At 43.2% G+C, this 16,197-nt stretch carries 20 protein-coding genes and 1 pseudogene; 13 read left to right on the forward strand and 8 right to left on the reverse strand.

Features of this window, described 5'->3' with window-relative positions:
* Nucleotides 1–22: 22 nt before the first annotated feature.
* From OIT45_RS10935 to OIT45_RS10960, 6 genes and pseudogenes are all read left to right on the forward strand, one after another.
* A complete protein-coding gene (locus OIT45_RS10935; protein ID WP_199404969.1) occupies nt 23–580 on the forward strand; it encodes a GNAT family N-acetyltransferase in 558 nt (185 codons plus the stop codon).
* A 23-nt stretch (nt 581–603) separates the two neighbouring features.
* Complete coding sequence (locus OIT45_RS10940; protein ID WP_264330355.1) at nt 604–1,119, forward strand: hypothetical protein; 516 nt, start codon at nt 604–606, stop codon at nt 1,117–1,119.
* Between the two features lie 32 nt (nt 1,120–1,151).
* Complete coding sequence (locus OIT45_RS10945; protein WP_199404971.1) at nt 1,152–1,397, forward strand: hypothetical protein; 246 nt, start codon at nt 1,152–1,154, stop codon at nt 1,395–1,397.
* Between the two features lie 41 nt (nt 1,398–1,438).
* Nucleotides 1,439–1,990 (forward strand): DUF1697 domain-containing protein, encoded by a 552-nt coding sequence (locus tag OIT45_RS10950; RefSeq protein WP_199404972.1) that lies wholly within the window; start codon nt 1,439–1,441, stop codon nt 1,988–1,990.
* Between the two features lie 61 nt (nt 1,991–2,051).
* Nucleotides 2,052–3,017 carry a phosphohydrolase gene (locus OIT45_RS10955; RefSeq protein ID WP_199404973.1) on the forward strand — a complete coding sequence of 322 codons (966 nt, stop codon included), beginning with the start codon at nt 2,052–2,054 and terminating at the stop codon, nt 3,015–3,017.
* A gap of 199 nt (nt 3,018–3,216) precedes the next feature.
* Nucleotides 3,217–4,323, forward strand: a pseudogene (locus OIT45_RS10960) (alpha-hydroxy-acid oxidizing protein).
* A 69-nt stretch (nt 4,324–4,392) separates the two neighbouring features.
* Here the strand turns inward: OIT45_RS10960 and OIT45_RS10965 are convergent.
* The 7 genes from OIT45_RS10965 to OIT45_RS10995 form a co-directional block, all read right to left on the reverse strand.
* Nucleotides 4,393–4,989 (reverse strand): pentapeptide repeat-containing protein, encoded by a 597-nt coding sequence (locus OIT45_RS10965; protein WP_199404974.1) that lies wholly within the window; start codon nt 4,987–4,989, stop codon nt 4,393–4,395.
* A gap of 86 nt (nt 4,990–5,075) precedes the next feature.
* Nucleotides 5,076–6,557 (reverse strand): peptide MFS transporter, encoded by a 1,482-nt coding sequence (locus OIT45_RS10970; protein ID WP_199404975.1) that lies wholly within the window; start codon nt 6,555–6,557, stop codon nt 5,076–5,078.
* On the reverse strand, nt 6,553–7,545 hold the full coding sequence (locus tag OIT45_RS10975; protein WP_264330354.1) for an IS30 family transposase: 993 nt from the start codon (nt 7,543–7,545) through the stop codon (nt 6,553–6,555). Before OIT45_RS10975 ends, OIT45_RS10970 begins: the two co-directional genes overlap by 5 nt.
* Nucleotides 7,546–7,850: 305 nt before the next feature.
* Nucleotides 7,851–8,240 carry a 6-phosphogluconolactonase gene (locus OIT45_RS10980; protein WP_264340077.1) on the reverse strand — a complete coding sequence of 130 codons (390 nt, stop codon included), beginning with the start codon at nt 8,238–8,240 and terminating at the stop codon, nt 7,851–7,853.
* Nucleotides 8,209–8,616 (reverse strand): 6-phosphogluconolactonase, encoded by a 408-nt coding sequence (locus OIT45_RS10985; protein ID WP_264340078.1) that lies wholly within the window; start codon nt 8,614–8,616, stop codon nt 8,209–8,211. The genes OIT45_RS10980 and OIT45_RS10985 overlap by 32 nt, the downstream gene beginning before the upstream one ends.
* A gap of 173 nt (nt 8,617–8,789) precedes the next feature.
* Nucleotides 8,790–9,056, reverse strand: coding sequence for a hypothetical protein (locus OIT45_RS10990; RefSeq protein WP_003608280.1), 267 nt, complete (start codon nt 9,054–9,056; stop codon nt 8,790–8,792).
* A 2-nt stretch (nt 9,057–9,058) separates the two neighbouring features.
* Nucleotides 9,059–9,481: an HIT family protein gene (locus OIT45_RS10995; RefSeq protein ID WP_199404807.1), complete on the reverse strand. Its 423-nt coding sequence runs from the start codon at nt 9,479–9,481 to the stop codon at nt 9,059–9,061.
* A 124-nt stretch (nt 9,482–9,605) separates the two neighbouring features.
* On the opposite strand from OIT45_RS10995, the gene OIT45_RS11000 reads away from it, so the two are divergent.
* The 3 genes from OIT45_RS11000 to trmB are packed head-to-tail and all read left to right on the forward strand — an operon-like array spanning nt 9,606 to nt 12,062.
* Nucleotides 9,606–10,304, forward strand: a complete 699-nt coding sequence (locus OIT45_RS11000) for an ABC transporter ATP-binding protein (protein ID WP_199404808.1) — start codon at nt 9,606–9,608, stop codon at nt 10,302–10,304.
* 2 nt (nt 10,305–10,306) lie between these two features.
* Entirely contained in the window at nt 10,307–11,416 is a 1,110-nt protein-coding gene (locus OIT45_RS11005; protein ID WP_199404809.1) for an ABC transporter permease, read from the forward strand.
* Entirely contained in the window at nt 11,400–12,062 is a 663-nt protein-coding gene (trmB, locus tag OIT45_RS11010) for a tRNA (guanosine(46)-N7)-methyltransferase TrmB (protein WP_087043680.1), read from the forward strand. Before OIT45_RS11005 ends, trmB begins: the two co-directional genes overlap by 17 nt.
* Before the next feature lie 48 nt (nt 12,063–12,110).
* Here trmB and OIT45_RS11015 read toward each other — a convergent pair whose 3' ends face one another.
* A complete protein-coding gene (locus OIT45_RS11015; protein WP_056973635.1) occupies nt 12,111–12,536 on the reverse strand; it encodes a DUF2507 domain-containing protein in 426 nt (141 codons plus the stop codon).
* Between the two features lie 113 nt (nt 12,537–12,649).
* On the opposite strand from OIT45_RS11015, the gene OIT45_RS11020 reads away from it, so the two are divergent.
* From OIT45_RS11020 to OIT45_RS11035, 4 genes are all read left to right on the forward strand, one after another.
* On the forward strand, nt 12,650–13,570 hold the full coding sequence (locus OIT45_RS11020; RefSeq protein WP_056973636.1) for an ADP-ribosylglycohydrolase family protein: 921 nt from the start codon (nt 12,650–12,652) through the stop codon (nt 13,568–13,570).
* A 67-nt stretch (nt 13,571–13,637) separates the two neighbouring features.
* Nucleotides 13,638–14,585: an AEC family transporter gene (locus OIT45_RS11025; protein WP_199404810.1), complete on the forward strand. Its 948-nt coding sequence runs from the start codon at nt 13,638–13,640 to the stop codon at nt 14,583–14,585.
* Between the two features lie 98 nt (nt 14,586–14,683).
* The gene (locus OIT45_RS11030) at nt 14,684–15,505 is read left to right on the forward strand and encodes a CPBP family intramembrane glutamic endopeptidase (RefSeq protein ID WP_199404811.1); all 822 of its coding nucleotides are present in this window, start codon (nt 14,684–14,686) and stop codon (nt 15,503–15,505) included.
* An 83-nt stretch (nt 15,506–15,588) separates the two neighbouring features.
* Complete coding sequence (locus OIT45_RS11035; protein ID WP_199404812.1) at nt 15,589–16,194, forward strand: zinc dependent phospholipase C family protein; 606 nt, start codon at nt 15,589–15,591, stop codon at nt 16,192–16,194.
* The last annotated feature ends 3 nt before the right edge of the window (nt 16,195–16,197 follow it).

Consider the following 16,197-nt stretch of genomic DNA (forward strand, 5'->3'; position numbering starts at 1 on the left):
TGGTTTTACGGGGGTAATGGGGATGACTTTAATTGAAAGAGTAACTGACTTAGATAACTTTGAGAGCGAGCGCTTTTTGTATCGACATGCGACTGAAGAAGATGCCGCTGATATGTTTGAAATGTTTCATAATCCAGAGGTGCTAAAGTGGATTCACGTACCGATGCCGGAATCAATCGAACACACTTTAGAAATCAGCATAAAGAAATTTCATTTAGCAGATCCACTGGGCAAGTACGTCATTGTTGAAAAAGCAACTAACAAAATGATTGGTAGCATTGATATCCGAACAACCGAGAAAAACAATTCGGCTGAAATTGGGTACGCCTTGAATCACGCTTATTGGGGACAAGGAGTTATGACTGAAGCGCTACGGACGGTGATTACGGTTGGGTTCGAACAACTAGAGTTGCACCGCATTGAATCATTCCACGCACCAGAAAATATTGGCTCTGGACGCGTAATGGAAAAGGCTGGCATGCAATATGAAGGAACACTGCGTGATTATGAGTTGCTACCAAATGGTCGATACGTTGATAGCAAGGTCTACGCTATTTTAGCGATGGATTATTTCAAATAATGGTTCTATAGTTGGAGTGCCTGATGGGATCAATTTATAAATTTAAGTCCGTGAATAAGTGTAACTATGAGATTGAGACATGGCTAGGCGTTGGATGGCTAACATTAATGCCTGAACAACTAATTAGTACTTGGGATGGGGATGATGATGAGCCGTTTTTGTTTAAACTTGTTGACGACCGCGAATTGGTGAAAAAAACGCTTAGCATATTAGAGAATGGCGGCAGGATATTAGGGAGTGCGGAAGCAGAACCCTCCCATGGAAATTATTTGTTTGCATGCCCAAGTTGCTATCATTTTACAACCAAGTTTTGGTATAAAGTCTCTGGACGAGATGAATACTGGCGAAATTGGGAGTTAGAACCTTTTTATCGTTGTAAATACTGCCATGATTTTATAGCCAAGGTGGAGGTTGTAAAACAATCTTCCAAGACGGAACAATATATATTCAGATTTCAGGATGATAACGATTGGATAGTTCCATGCCCTGAATGTCATAACGAAAACTTCCTTCTTTTGGAAGAAGGAGATTGGGATTGAGAGTGTAGCGGTAAGGGGAGGAGCGTCAATGAATGAAACTTGAAACGACACAAATATTCCAGATTGACCAGCTGAATGGGACAATAATTGGTTTTTATCTAGATCAGACACATATTTCGATTGGTAGTGAAATTAAAACTTTGGATGGGCGACGGTATATTGTAAAGTACGTTAGTTATCCTAGGCCGATTAACTCGAAAGTCAGGTTAACAGGGATGGCATTGGTGGATGGGTTTATTTCACCGGATACAGAACTTTATATAGCAGATCAACGATAACGCTAGAACAAAGAATCCTAATACTAGTACTGGAGGGGTAAATGAACACATATCTGATTTTGCTCCGGGGGATAAACGTCGGTGGCAAACGTAAAGTCAAAATGAGCGAGTTGCGTGAATGGTTTGTACAACAGGGGTTTCATAACGTCATCACGTTCGGAAATACTGGTAACGTTATTGTTGATGTTGAATCTGATACGGTTGATTTTGCCAGCCTTGGTATCGCTTTATCAGCACATGAGGGCTTTGAAATACACCTGTACGGATTGTCGCTAGCCGACATAAACGATATGATGAGTCATTCACCAGAATGGTGGGGAATCAAAGATGACGGTCGGCATGATTTAATAATTGCCAGTTCGGAATCAGAAGCGAAACAATCCTTGGATGAGTTCGGACCCTACATTGGGCCTGAAAATCGTGTGTTGCTACACGGACGTTTTATTTTCATGAGCACTGGTGCAGAACTTCGTAATAAAACCAGATTATTGCGGATTAGTACAACGGCTGCGTTTGCTAGGATAACCGTCCGTAATGCGAATACCATGCAGAAGTTAACGACACTAATGAACGACCGACACCATGACTTGTGATTACTCACGACAAAATGTAAGATGGAGATAAGTATTATTCAGTTCAAAGGAAGTAATAAATATGTCAAAAACGCTAATTGTGACACACACTGACTTAGATGGCGTTATGTCAGGCTTAGTCGCTAAGTATGCGACGTCAAATGAATCAGATATTCGTTATGCAGATGCTGGTGCTGCTGGTATTGATGCCGTGTTGGAAGATGTTTTGGCTGGGGATGATCAATATACCCAAGCAATCTTCTTGGACAACACGCCGTCAGCCGAAATGTTGGCTAAGTTCCATAACCAAACCAACCTAACGCCAACAGTTTACGACCACCACGTTTCTAATCAAGAAGTTTGGGAATCAGCCACTGTTGATGCCACATTTGTGACGGATCAAACTGGTACGTCCTCAGCAACTGAGTTGGCGTTTAATGACAATCAAGCTGCGCTGACAAAGTTACCATTCCTACCAGTCTTGGTTAAGTTGACTAATTTGTACGATACGTGGACTTGGCAAGATGAGCGCTATGCTGATGAGCAACAAACTGGTCAACATGCGCAAGTCTTCAATGAAGTACTCAATTTCATTGGTCGTGACCGTTTCAGTGCGTTTATGGATGAAGCAGCGAATAAGACGTTTGCTGAAGTTGATGTGCCAAGTGCCGTGTTAGCAACAATCTTCTCAGACTTGATTATGGCGCTGGTGTACGAACGTATTAAGTCTAACCAAGACTACGTTGCTAAGAAGGCAGAAAAGGCTGAATTTGCTGATTTGGTTTTGCCTGACAAGACGTACCACTATGCTTATACAACAGCATCTAGCCAGATATCAGAAATCGGGAATGCGTTGACTAACTTACCAGACGTCGATTTCGGCTTGGTCATTAATAACGGCAAGTTGTCATTCCGTGTTGCGAAGGATAAGGATGTTGATGTCTCAGTCATTGCTGGCTACTTTAATGGTGGGGGGCATGCTAAAGCATCGGGTGCGAAGTTAGTGATGGATTGGCCAACAATCATTCAGAATGCGCGCAATAAATAAACTGTTTTTAGGGATAGACTGGTTGTCGCCAGGCTATCCTTTTTTGCTGTATAGCTATTCAAGGACATACAATCCGGAATATCGGTCCACTGTTTTGTAAGCGTTTTCAAAATATAAAGACAACCAAATTAAATCTTAGGTATACACTTACTATATGGAAGCGAGTAACAAAGTTGTTTTTACAAATAGGGGGATTAAAATGACTTACAACGCAAGTACAGCAGAAGAAAAGTTAGACATCATTGACTTGCCACGTTTGCGGGCTTTAGTCGAGTCACGAACGGAGTCAGGGGCATTTGGTTATGTTGATGGTGGATCATCGGATGAGCAGGTGCTCCAGGATAACGAAACGGCATTTCGTCATTATCAATTGATTCAGCGAATGCTACAAAACATTGCGGAGCCTGATATGACGACAACGCTCTTTGACATTCCGCTTGGGATGCCGATTATTGCAGCACCAATTGCTGCCCAAGGATTGATGCACGAAGGTGGGGAAAGTGTCACTGTAAAGGGTGTTGGGGCAGCAAAATCTATTTTCAGCGCGTCGACATATGGGAATGCCAGTGTTGCAGCCGTTGCCGAGGCGTCACCGGAAACACCAAAGTTCTTCCAACTGTATATGTCGCGTGATGATGAGTTTAATCAATTTTTGATTAATCAAGCAGTTGAAACGGGGTATAAGTCCATTATTTTAACGGCGGACTCGACGTTAGGTGGTTAACGAGAAGCCGATATTATTAATAACTTCGAATTTCCGTTGCTAATGGATAATTTAGCGGCCTTTTCTAATGTGGCTGGTACAGGTGAGGGCCTTAGCATCGCTGAAATATACGCACGCGCCAAGCAAGACTTAGCGTTGTCTGATATTAAGAAGATTAAGGATATGGCAAGCGGTTTGCCAGTGATTGTAAAGGAAATTCAAGATCCAGAAGATGCATTGGCAGCCATTGCTGGTGGTGCAGATGGCATTTGGGTTTCAAATCACGGTGGGCGTGAACTGAACGGTGCACCGGCTTCGATTGACGTCCTTGCTGACATTGCGAAAGCCGTCAATCATCGTGTGCCGATCATCTTTGATTCAGGCATTCGTTGGGGTGAGGACATTGCAAAAGCAATTGCGCTTGGTGCAGATGTCGTAGCGTTGGGACGACCAATGCTATGGGCGCTCAATCTTGGCGGAGCTGCAGGAGTTCAGTCAGCTTTTGAACACTTGGCGGAGGAGTTGAAAATTGTTATGCAGCTTACGGGTTCCCACACAGTGGCCGAATTGAAGCACGCAAAAATTATTGAAGCGAAATTTTAGTTTGTAACTAAGAATTGTCAGAGATAATAATGCATTTAAAAAGGGATCGAATGTATATTCGATCCCTTTTTAGTGTATGTTGATGCCCAGGCTCTGAATGAGCAAGGCGGATTGATACGTATTAATTGTCATACCAGCAGCTAGGGCTGGATTAAATAATAAGGTTTCAAAATTTGCATTTGATACATCAAGGTTTGCCAGCTTACTACCAGCAAAATCACTGTTATCAAGGTCACTTTCGACAAAACGAAGTGATTTTTTAATGCGAATGCCGTGGAAGAAACTATCACGAACACGTGTGTTATTGAACACGACGTTTTGGAAGGTCGTCCCGCTGACGTTGATGAAATCAGCCAATGAGTTGTTGATTTCGGTATCGCGCCACTCACTTTGCAGACCTGAGAAGTTAACCCCAGTTAGCTGGGTGTTATTAAAGCTAGTGCGATAGAAAATGGCGCTGGCGAAATCAGTATTTGATAAATCAACGTGATCAAATATGACATCTGACCAAGTACTATCTGAGAAGTCATCTTGGTCGAACGTCACACGTTCAAATGTGACATCTTGTATGTTAATGGCACGACTAGAGTAGGTGAAGTGAACGTTACGGTAGGTATTATTTGGTGTAACATCATCCAAACTAATTGTGGTATCAGAAATAAGCATGAAAACTCTCCTTAAGACTTAAAATTTTAAACCATCCCCAGCCAAAGTAAAAGCCTCACATCAACTAAGATGCGAGGCTTCATTTGTTATTCAGCGGTTTCTGTCAAACCTTCACTCAAGGCTTTAATCTTCTTGGTTGCGAACCACAAGAGTAATCCAGCAACAATCGTGATAATACCGATAATCAAGAAGTAATTGATTTCAGTAGACTTTGAGTAAAGTTGTACCAATTGTGCGTTAGCTGCTTGCGCCGTTGCGTCAGACAAGTTCCAGACCGTCAACATTTGCGCTTGGAAGGCAACGGGGGCCATCTTAGCAGATGCTGACAAACCGACTGGTGAAATCAACATCTCACCAACTTCAACCAATGCCCATGAAGCAACTAGCCACAATGGATTGAATTGGTGATTAACACCAAACATCATGCCTGGCACGGCCATCCAAACGAATGACAACCCAGCAAATGCCAAACCAAGTGAGAACTTCACGCCAGTTGATGGTTGCTTATCGCGCAATTTCTTTGACCAAAGCCAAACGAAGAAAGGCGTGAACAACATGATGAACAATGGATTCAATGATTGGAACCATGAAGCTGGCATACCGTGTAGCGCCGTTTGATTTGAAGCGAACAAGGCCAAGACAACTGAGCCCTGTTCCTCAATTGACCAGAACAGCATTGCCGCAACGAACAAGGGAATGTAGGCCCAAACACGCTTACGTTCTGCCTTAGTGGTCTTCTTTGAGGTCAACATAACAACAAAGTAAATCACTGGCACAAGGATGGCGACAAACGTCAACAAGTTAATCACACTGTTAATTGACAAACTGTGCGTACCAGCCATAATGCCGATAATGGCAATGAATGCGATAACGATTCCGGCTAACTTCCACATCAATGGGGCGATTTCATTAGGTTGTAATGGGGATGGTGCTTGGTGTGAGACATCCTTAAGGTGCTTACGACCATCCAATGAATATTGCACCAAACCGAAGAACATGCCGATAGCGGCTAACGAGAAGGCAACGTGGAAGTTAACGTGCACTTGGAACCAACCAACTAGCAACGGTGCGATAAAGGCACCGAGGTTGATACCAAAGACGTAAATTGAGAAACCGGCGTCACGACGTTCATCGTTGGCGTCATACAAGTTTCCGACCATTGTTGCCACGTTGGGCTTTAAGAGTCCAGTTCCGAGTGTAATCAAGGCAATTGAGCCAAACAACCCAATTTCATGCAATGGCATCGCCAAGGCAATGTGACCGAACATGATCAAGACACCACCGTAGAAAACAGTACGCCATGGACCAAGGACACGGTCAGATAGATAACCACCAACAATTCCCGATAGGTAAACCATTGACCCATAAATCGACATGATGGCAGCACCGGTGGCTTCGTTAAATCCCAAACCACCTTTATCGGCTGCATAAATCATGTAGAAAAGTAAAATGGCACGCATGCCGTAGTATGAAAATCGCTCCCACATTTCGGTGAAGAACAAGGTCATAAGGCCTCGAGGTTGGCCGAAGAAGGAGGTGTCGCGTTTCTGTTCCGGTGAATTGTCAATTCAACCGGAACACTTGAGATAAATAATATTCTTTAGCCGATCTCCAGCCGAAAAGCTTTCGAGGTCGGCTATTAATTTGCTCAACCATTTGTTCAATGTATTCGTCTGAATAATCTTCGATTGCAGTCCCTTTAGGGACGTACTCACGGATTAGCCCATTTGTATTTTCGTTGGTCCCACGTTGCCATGGAGCGTGGGGATCAGGAAAGTAAAACTGGACATCGAATTTCTTTGTTATCTCATCTTGCGCACTGAATTCATTTCCGCGGTCTGGAGTTAAAGTCTGTATCTGACTAGTTGGAAGGGAATCTAGCATTGAACCTATGATTCTCATAACATCGACGGTTTTCTTTGATGCCGCTCGTTTTGAAAGTAATATTCTGGTCTTCCTATCAACCATTGTGACCAATACTTGACCGACTTTACGGCCAATAACAGTGTCCAGTTCCCAATCTCCAATTCGAGAGCGACAACCTGCTTCTGCAGGTCGCTCGTCAATCGTATTTGGAATTCTAATCTTACCTCGACGCTCGACATGACCTTTAGTATGTCGAGTTTTTCCTCTATGCCGAAGCGCACGAGCAATGCCCCGAGCTTTGTGACTTTTCACCGGCTGGCCCAAGTTATCTCTATAAATCGCTCGGTAGATTGTATTTGCGCTAATAATCGTATGACCTTTTGATATCTTTAGTCGACCAGCTATCTGTTCAGGCGACCAATGTTTTTGATTGATTCCATATATAACTAGTTCTCGCAGTTCAGTGTTATCTAACTTTCGGTGTTTATGCGACTTCGTTCGAGCAAGCATGTGCTTTTGATCGGCATCCTCAGCTTCATAAGTTGAGCCAACACAGCGGGCAATCTCACGAGAGATTGTCGAAGCGCTTCTACCAATTTCTTTTGCAATGCTACGCATTGACAACCCTTCTCTGAGTAAAACTTCTATACGTCCGCGATCAAATGCGGTAAGCTGATGATAATGACTCATAATGTTTCCTCGCGTTCTGTATGTTCTAGACAAACTACATTTTACGCTGGTTCATTATGAGTCAGTTTTTATTTAGCTTAGTGTTGCACTTGAATTGTAAATTCAAGCCATCAGAAAAACCCTCACTCTTACTGGTTATATTTTTGTCTAGCGAAAAATTGTTTCCGCAATTCGTCATAACGATAGAAACTAGTCTACGCCGATTATGAGCTGAAATCAAATAATAAATAAGTATTTTCTCATAGTGCAATAAAAAAATAGCGGTTGTCGCCTGACAAACAGCTATTTTTGTTCTCATTAAACTATTAAAGTGTGATAGTTTCAGCTTCTGCAGGTGCAACTGCTGGTTGTGGCAAGATTTCTGCCGCAGCTTCACGATCCAACAACAACGTGAAGTTAGGGTGGGCTTGCAAGATTGAAGCAGGTACATCTTCACTGATTGGGCCAAAGAAAGCTTCCTTAACGATTTGTGCCTTCTTCTTACCGAAAGCAATCATCAAGATTTCCTTAGCACTCATAATTGTCTTAGGACCCATGGCAACGTAACCCTCGGGCACCTTGTCTTCTGAACCAACCGTGTGAACCAATGCAGCGTATACTTGGTCGTTAGCTTCAGAAGGGATGTAGCGCGTACCGTCTTCAAACTTCGTGACACCTGGCAAGTTACCAGCGTAACGACCATGAACCAATTCCAAGCAACATAAAGTCCAAACCGTTTGCTTCGGCCAAACGCTCGTCCAATGTATCCCAGTTTGACAAGTCCAAACGGTGGTAAAGGTAAGCAGGCATTTCAGCAGGGTTCAAGAAGTACTTACGCAATGTTGACGTCGTTGTACCTTCTTCAGAACCAGCTTGTGGGACTTCATCAAAGTTCCACATGTGCAACTTTGGCATGTTGGGATCGTGGATACGCTCCGTGAACTTTTCCAAGCATTGCTCGTATGAAGCAACAGGGCTTGTGCCAGCCGTCAAGGCAATGTTTTGTACCTTACGATCGTAAATCTTGTTCAATAGAATCTTTGATGTCTCGTTCGTGACATCTTGCTTTGTGTCTACAATTTCAATTCGCATATTTTTTAATTTCCTTCTCTTATTAACTGTCAGTTTGACTTAACACTAACTAGTTTATAGGGGAATTTTGAACAATGTTTGAATTAACCACCGGAAATTATGTGAATTGGTATACATTGGTATATGATGAAAGCGCAAACATTGCCAGAACAACGTTTGCGCTTTCGCGTGTCTTAATGCTTTTTTAATGAATTGAGTGCATCTTGGATGCGAGTTTGTGCTTCCGTGATACGTTCCAAACGGGGCTTGTTCTTGAAATTCATTTTCTCAACTTGAATTTGAACATCTTTCACAAGTGCTTGCACGGCTGGCAACTCTGCTTGGACATTGGCGAGGGATGCCTTCACATCCTTAGTCGCTGATACTGTCCGCTTCGTGTCCGTCGTGAAGTGTGTGACTTGCTGCTTCAAGTTGGTAAACCAATCCTTGAGTGCGTCCATACTTAGTCCTCCATATGACTGGCGATGTTAGCAGCCAGTGCCTTGTAAGTGTCTTCGGCTGTTTGTTCACTGTGATCAGGCATTGGAATATCAAAACCGTCATTGGCATAACGTGGAATCAAGTGGAAGTGAGAGTGGAAGACAGATTGTCCCGCAGCTTCACCGTTGTTTGACAAAATGTTCAAGCCAATAATGTTTTCGTCGCTGGCCTTAATTGCACGGGCAATTTTTGGTAGTTTTGACAAAACACGCGCAGCCAAAGCTTCATCATATTCAAAGATGTCCGCCACGTGCGTCTTTGGCACAACCAATGTGTGACCAGGCGTTACTTGGCTAAGGTCTAGAAAAGCCAATACGTCATCATCTTCATAAACCTTATAAGCAAGAATATCACCTGCAACAATCATATCAAATACATCTGCCATGGAAATGCCTCCTAAATATCATCTGTTATCTTCATTATACCCTGACTGCTGTAAACTGTCCGTTGTTAAATTTCGATGAAAATTTGCTATTATATAAGTACATTAAAAAATCGAGAGTGACATTATGACATTAGAAATCGAACACTTATCAGGTGGCTACGGCCAACTAACTGTTTTAAATGATGTCTCATTCACTGTACCAGATGGTCATCTAACGGCTTTAGTTGGGTTGAACGGATCTGGTAAGTCAACGACAATCAACCATATCATTGGTTTGCTTGCACCTAAGCAAGGATCAATTGTCTTGAATGGGGTAACACTACAGACACAACCAGAAGCATTCAAGCGCCAAATCGCTTACATTCCAGAACAGCCGGTCCTATATGATGAGTTGACATTGCGTGAGCACTTAGCCTTAACAATTTCAGTTTATCAATTAGATGAAAAGATGGCTTGGCAACGCGCTGAAGAATTGCTTACGACTTTCCGTTTGGATAATAAACTAGATTGGTTCCCAACTCATTTCTCAAAGGGAATGCGCCAAAAGGTTATGATTGTGATGGCCTTCATCACGGACGCGCCATTCTTCATCATTGATGAACCTTTCCTTGGACTGGACGTTATTGCGGTTAACGACTTGTTAGCACTAATTGACCAACGTAAGCATGCCGGTACAAGTTTCTTGCTAACCACGCACGTCTTGACGACGCTGGCTGACCACGCGGATGAATTTGTTTATTTGCGGGATGGTGAGGTCGCTGCGACTGGGCTGGCAAACGAATTCGCCGAAAAGGTACCTGAATTACAACAAAAAGAGGTGTAAGGATGGCTATCGATCATTTATTTAAAGAACGTTGGCAACGGGAATGGCGTCAATATAGTAAATATTTACGTTATGTCTTTAATGACCACGCCATGCTAGCCTTGTTGTTTCTATTGGGTGCAGCTGGATTGGCGTATCGGCAATTGTGGGAGAGCGCGCCAGTCACTTTTTGGACACGCGGCTTATTATTACTTGTTTTGTTACTAACGCTGGCATTGTTCAAAACACCCGCAAGTTTTGTAAAGGGCGCTGATCCAGTATTCTTTATGGGAAACGAAGGGGCACTGCGTCGTTTGTTTCACCAAGCCACGATTTATAGCGTCATTGTTAACGGTGTGATTCAACTAATCCTAACCGTGCTGCTTTGGCCAATGATGTTTCGACTACTCACGCCAAAATTTGTGACGATGTTATTGGTCACCATCGCGCTAATGGCGGTTAAGATGCTGTTTATCTTTATGAAAGCTCGTCGGACAACCTTGTTTGATACAACGGTTGGTAATAACTTAATTGACTGGCGTGCCGTGGTGGCCGCCGAGGATAAGCGCCAGGCAGCAATTCTTAGCTTCTTCAATTTATTTATTGATGTACCGGGTATGAAGCCCGCTGTTCGTCGCCAACGCTGGGCCGATCGTTTGATTGGACATTGGCCAAATCAATCACGAAACCCATTGGTCCGATTGTTAGTGACGACGTTTGTTCGTCAAGGACAATATTGGGATGTATGGGGACGTCTAAGCCTGATTGGCTTGTTGGTTGCGTTTGTGACAACTGGGTGGTTGCAAACAGTTTTGTTTGTTATCTTGTTCTACCTATTGGTATTGCAATTACTACCATTGGCAAGCGCCCACCAATCATTGGTGTTTGACCACTTGTACCCGGTAACGGTGGCACAACGGCAACAAGCATTTCGCAATGCACTCATCCCATGGCTTGCGGTAACCGGCCTGATTTGGTCAATCGTGGGTGGTGTACTAGCGGGTTCTATCACACTCTTATTACAAAATGTCATAGGACTTGTCGTAGTAGGTGGTATTTTGTTATTCTGGTATACGAACCGCATTATTGCAAACACGTTTAGAAGGAGAAATTCACGTGCGTTTACGAAATAAAAAGTGGACTAGCCCATGGTTGGCAGATCACACGGACTTGGTTATTACACAAGACCGTGCGACAGGTCTACAAGGAAATTGGCAAAGCATCTTTGAAAAGGTGCAACCATTGTACGTAGAAATCGGTACAGGTAAGGGTCAATTTATCATTGGTATGGCAAAGAAGTACCCAGAAATTAACTTTATCGGTATGGAAATTCAAGAAGGAGCCGTTGCTGTTGCAGCACGTAAGGCGGATGAAGATCCAGCCGACTTGCCTAACTTGAAGTTCATCTACGGTGATGGTGCTGGAGTTGAGACGTACTTTACAAAGGGTGAGGTATCAAAGTTGTTCTTGAACTTCTCAGATCCTTGGCCAAAGTCACGTCACGAAACGCGTCGTTTGACGTACAAGTCATTCTTGGAAGGTTACCAAGCTGTTTTGCCAGCTGGTGGTGAACTAGAATTCAAGACGGATAACCGTGGCTTGTTTGAGTACTCACTATACTCATTTGCAAACTTCGGCATCGAATTCTACAAGGATGGTATCTCACTAAACTTGCACGAAGACGAAGAAAAGATGAAGGACAACGTTGAGACGGAATACGAGCAAAAGTTTGCTTCTCAAGGTTTCCCAATTTACAAGTTTACGGGTGCTTTCAAGTAACCAACAAAAAACGCATGCTGACTAACCAAGTCAACATGCGTTTTTAATTTATTCAGATAGTGTCGCTGGAGCTTCAGTCATAACAGTCAACGTAACAGCTTGCTTTGATGCTTCCCATTGTGCCTCGGCACCAAATCCAATTTGTTGTTGTGTTTGTTGGGCGATAAACCCAGCTTCCAATGCAAAACTAGCCTCTGGGTTTTCGCTAAAGCGGGCTTCTACGATTGGTCCGTCTAGGCGCCACTTTTGCATCGTTGGCTTTTGCGTTGTGAGGGTTAATGTTCCAAAACCAGCCTCTTGGAAAAAAGCCTCGATAGCTGAGATACCGTGTAGGTCAACATCTCTTGCTAAGGTCTTTCCGGCCCAGTAGATAATTTCTGATTGATCATCTTGTAGTAATTCAGGTAACAAACGATCACGTAGCAAGGTTAACGCGAACACGTCAAGACCTGGCGTTTGTGCTGATTCCGTCATGATGAACTCCTTTTATTACAGTTTCATAGTTTTAATTATAGTGTATTTGAGCTTGGTTTGCCAATAATTTACGTTAGTGTTACAATTAAAACCTTGAAAGGATGGATTTTGGCATGACTTTACCTGATAATCCGTTAATAAATAGCACGCTAGGATTAATCAATGGTGACCTTTTTGCACAAAAAATCATCATGGGTGACGGTTCGCAGTGGGGAAGTGATTCTTCCCTAACCCTTGCAACCATTGCAAGTCTTTCTAACGGCTATATATTGACCGACATCATGACCCAGTTCTCTTACTGGTACACGACCGGCGCTTATACGGCTGACGGTGCACCACAAACGGCTGGGGATGTAACAAGACTCGCAATCGAAAACTTCCGACAGACACAAGACCCGTTCACGTCTGGTGGCCGCGATGTACAGGATAACGCCAATGGCTCACTGTTGCGCATTACACCGGTTGTGCTGTTCTTGTATGCTAAGTATGGCTCAGACTTCATTCACGATGATCCAGCCATGTTAACGTTGCACCAAATTGGTGGTTTGACACACAACCATCCACGTTCATTGATTGCATTGGGTATGTACGCCATGCTAATTAATGGCTTGTTAACGGGGATGAAGCTACCTGAAGCGTTCGACTTTGCAATTAGTAATGCGTATGAGTACTATGCAAAGCACGCGGTGTTTGCTGATGAGCTAGAGGCGTTTGAATCATTGAACACGCCCGACTTTGAAAACATGCCAATCAACGAGATTCACGCTTCTGGGTATGTCGTGGATACGTTCGCGGCGACGGTTTGGGTTTTGCTCAATAGCGATAACTTTGAGGATGCCTTGACGCTGGCGTCGGGGATGCCTGGTGAGCCAATGCGTATCATGCCACTAGTTGGTGCCGTTGCTGGACTAATGTACGGCAAGGATGCGTTGCCAACGGCATGGTTAAACAATCACGAGAAAGATATCGTGACGCGTATTTTGGAAACGGCTGACCAAAGTGGTGAGTTTGTTTGTCCAACACCTGAAAATTAAATATCAACAAGGGGTTCTATCGTTCTGGTAGGGCCTCTTCTTTTTAGACACGGAGAGGAGTTTAGAAATGGCAACGATTATACACAGTATCTCAGGGGTTCTAATGATTTTGGGACTCGTCGCAGTTGGGTATGCTTTGATAAAGTTGCGAATCTTTAACGATGACGATGGCAGATTGAGCAAATTCTTATCTGGATTTGTCACTAAAATCGCAATTCCAGCTTATTTGATTGTTAGTATTCCGCAAGACTTTACACCGGCTAGCCTAGTCGCTTTGGGACCTAAGTTGATTCTGCCGGTGGGTAGTATGTTAGTGCTATTCATTTTGTCATTTGTTGTGGCACGTTTAATTCATGTAAACCCAACCCACAAAGGTTTGTTTCAGTCGCTTTTGTTTAATTCAAATACAGTGACGGTTGGACTACCGGTTAATATGGCGCTGTTTGGTAAGGAAAGCTTACCGTATGTGCTGGTCTACTATATGGCTAATACTATTGTTTTTTGGACGTTGGGTGTTTATATGATTGAGAGCGATACGCAAACGGGTAAACATTTCAACTTAAAGAAGACGTTGAGAGGGGTGTTTACACCGCCGATGATTGCTTTGTTGGTCGCGGTGGTTCTCGTCATTTTCCAAATCAAGCTACCGGAGTTCCTGGTAACTGATTTGACAGATCTGGGCAATACGAACGTACCGCTATCATTAATTTTTATCGGTTTTTCAATTGCTAAGACCCAACGTGCTGATCTGATTCCTGATAAAGAAAACATCACGTTGGCCATTGGACGATTTGTTATGGCGCCAACTGTTATGGCGTTGATGATGATGCCGTTTGACTTGCCTAAGTTGCTGAAGGCCGTGTTTGTCATTCAATCGGCCATGCCAACCATGACGAACGCCGCTGTTATGGCACGTGAGCTGAACGGTGACTATAAGTTTGCGTCTGTATCAATTACACAAACCACGCTAATGATGCTGGTTGTTATTCCAATTCTAATGGTCTTAGTAAGTTAATTGGCTAAGGATTTAATTTGACTGAAAAAACGATACCAAAACCAATGTCAAAATATTGATAAGATATGCAGGTAATTCAGAGAATGGAGATCTGTTATATGAAACAGTTTGTTAAGGTGGCATTAGTCACAATTTTGTCGTTGATCGGTCTAGCGTTAGCGGTTATTTTACGAGACAGCATTTTCAGCGATTTTGTTGCTCCGATGTTCGGGTTGATTAAAAATGGGCAACCAACGCCAATTGCTGGCACAACCGTGTTGTTTATTTGGGGTATGATTGTTGCCGTGATACCTAAGTTGCTATTGAATTTGAAGTGGCCAATTCGTTTTCACTTCAAGTTGCGTGACGATGTAAACTGGTTGACTGTGTTACCGGTAATTATTGCGTTGTTGTGGGCAATATTCCCACAAATTTGGGATACAATTAAAGTGTTGCCAACAAGTGACTTTACCACGATTTACCGAAACTTTATGGTCGGGTTCCAACCGGGATTTTTTGAAGAGCTAGTTGTTCGTGGTGCAGTGCTATTGGTCTTTCTGTTTGTAATGGAAAAGACGCAATGGCAAGCGTTAGGTGCGGCTATTGGTTCGTCAATTGCCTTTGGGTTTGTGCACTTTATTAATTTGACCGGTGGGGCACCGCTAGAGGACACGATCCAGCAAGTGATTTACGCGGTTGGTTTTGGCTTGGTGTTTGTTGCCATTTTCTTCCGAACAAATTCTTTGTGGATTCCAATGGTGTTGCACGGATTGACCGATTTCACCAGTGAATTCCAATCCGACGGTGTCGGTGGGACATGGATGGCGTTGATTATTTACATATTACCAATGGCACTAATTGCGCTTTGGCTGTTACGACCAAGTATGAATGACTACAATTTGAAGTCATTCCCTGAGGTCAATGACCCATCACTTAAATAGTTAAATTAACGCTGCAGGTGTTGCCTGTGGCGTTTTTTGATGGGCGAGAGTAAAGTTGAGAGAAAAGCAGGGAGACTAGTATCATGGGATCACGACTTATGCATGCGGCGATTGCGACGTTGCTGATGGCGAAATATCATCAGTTAGACACGACATTCCTGGTTGGTAACGAGGCGCCAGACGTCGACAAAATTAATCAGATGACAAAAGACGAAACGCACTATTTAGTCCCTAGTAATCGAGGAACTAGACGAGTTGATTTACGGGCTTTTTTACAAGATCATCCAGAAACGTTGTCAGATTCGTTTAACTTGGGCTATTACACACATTTACTGACTGATGAGATTTGGCTTACAGACGTCTTCATGAATGTTGTGCCACCACAAGATGATCCACGGCGTCCGGCAGTGCTAGAACGCTACTATGAGGATTTTAAAAAGCTCAATCCGTATCTTGTTCATAAGTATGGTTTACAACCATTACCATCGACAGCTACTGAGGCTGTGCCGGCGGATTTCGCAGATAAGGCGTGTGTTGAAAAGTTGATTCAAGATTATAATGCTGACTTTACGGGAGAAACAATTGGCGATCTTGAAGTGCTTAGCATTACACAAATAGATGTCTATATTGCCAACGTGGTTAATTTGATGACTAAGGTGATTGATTCGGGAATTTTTGTCGAAAAATAAAAA

It is taken from the genome of Weissella sp. LMG 11983 (genome assembly GCF_025908495.1).
GTDB classification, from domain to species: domain Bacteria; phylum Bacillota; class Bacilli; order Lactobacillales; family Lactobacillaceae; genus Weissella; species Weissella fermenti.

Bases quoted from the DNA above. Each gene is read 5' to 3' on its own strand.
- OIT45_RS10935 (WP_199404969.1), top strand. From the start codon at position 23: ATGACTTTAATTGAAAGAGTAACTGACTTAGATAACTTTGAGAGCGAG.
- OIT45_RS11030 (WP_199404811.1), top strand. From the start codon at position 14,684: ATGAAACAGTTTGTTAAGGTGGCATTAGTCACAATTTTGTCGTTGATC.
- OIT45_RS11025 (WP_199404810.1), top strand. From the start codon at position 13,638: ATGGCAACGATTATACACAGTATCTCAGGGGTTCTAATGATTTTGGGA.
- OIT45_RS10965 (WP_199404974.1), bottom strand. From the start codon at position 4,989: ATGCTTATTTCTGATACCACAATTAGTTTGGATGATGTTACACCAAAT.
- OIT45_RS11000 (WP_199404808.1), top strand. From the start codon at position 9,606: ATGACATTAGAAATCGAACACTTATCAGGTGGCTACGGCCAACTAACT.
- OIT45_RS10990 (WP_003608280.1), bottom strand. From the start codon at position 9,056: ATGGACGCACTCAAGGATTGGTTTACCAACTTGAAGCAGCAAGTCACA.
- OIT45_RS11015 (WP_056973635.1), bottom strand. From the start codon at position 12,536: ATGACGGAATCAGCACAAACGCCAGGTCTTGACGTGTTCGCGTTAACC.
- OIT45_RS10975 (WP_264330354.1), bottom strand. From the start codon at position 7,545: ATGAGTCATTATCATCAGCTTACCGCATTTGATCGCGGACGTATAGAA.
- OIT45_RS11005 (WP_199404809.1), top strand. From the start codon at position 10,307: ATGGCTATCGATCATTTATTTAAAGAACGTTGGCAACGGGAATGGCGT.
- OIT45_RS11035 (WP_199404812.1), top strand. From the start codon at position 15,589: ATGGGATCACGACTTATGCATGCGGCGATTGCGACGTTGCTGATGGCG.
- OIT45_RS10955 (WP_199404973.1), top strand. From the start codon at position 2,052: ATGTCAAAAACGCTAATTGTGACACACACTGACTTAGATGGCGTTATG.
- OIT45_RS10940 (WP_264330355.1), top strand. From the start codon at position 604: ATGGGATCAATTTATAAATTTAAGTCCGTGAATAAGTGTAACTATGAG.
- OIT45_RS10995 (WP_199404807.1), bottom strand. From the start codon at position 9,481: ATGGCAGATGTATTTGATATGATTGTTGCAGGTGATATTCTTGCTTAT.
- OIT45_RS10945 (WP_199404971.1), top strand. From the start codon at position 1,152: ATGAAACTTGAAACGACACAAATATTCCAGATTGACCAGCTGAATGGG.
- OIT45_RS11020 (WP_056973636.1), top strand. From the start codon at position 12,650: ATGACTTTACCTGATAATCCGTTAATAAATAGCACGCTAGGATTAATC.
- OIT45_RS10950 (WP_199404972.1), top strand. From the start codon at position 1,439: ATGAACACATATCTGATTTTGCTCCGGGGGATAAACGTCGGTGGCAAA.
- OIT45_RS10985 (WP_264340078.1), bottom strand. From the start codon at position 8,616: ATGCGAATTGAAATTGTAGACACAAAGCAAGATGTCACGAACGAGACA.